Genomic DNA, 247 nt, shown 5'->3' on the forward strand with positions numbered 1-247 from the left:
GGAATGATTTGACCCACTACCCCAATTGGCTCATGGAAATGGTAAGCAACCGTATCATTATCAATTTGACTTAGCGCGCCTTCTTGTGCACGTAAAGCACCAGCAAAATAACGGAAGTGATCTATCGCTAAAGGGATATCTGCATTTAACGTTTCCCGTACTGCCTTACCGTTATCCCATGTTTCGGCAACGGCTAACTTTTCTAAGTTTTGTTCAATACGGTCCGCAATTTTAAGTAAAATGTTAG

Annotated in this window: 1 protein-coding gene; it reads right to left on the minus strand. The window is 41.7% G+C overall.

The window, feature by feature from the left end; translation table 11 throughout:
* Positions 1–247 (minus strand): aldehyde dehydrogenase family protein (locus tag SB660_RS22825; protein ID WP_410584802.1); only part of this gene is annotated, 247 nt, incomplete at both ends.

Origin of the sequence: Bacillus sp. SIMBA_005 (assembly GCF_046535585.1) — a bacterium.
Taxonomy (GTDB): domain Bacteria; phylum Bacillota; class Bacilli; order Bacillales; family Bacillaceae; genus Bacillus; species Bacillus pumilus.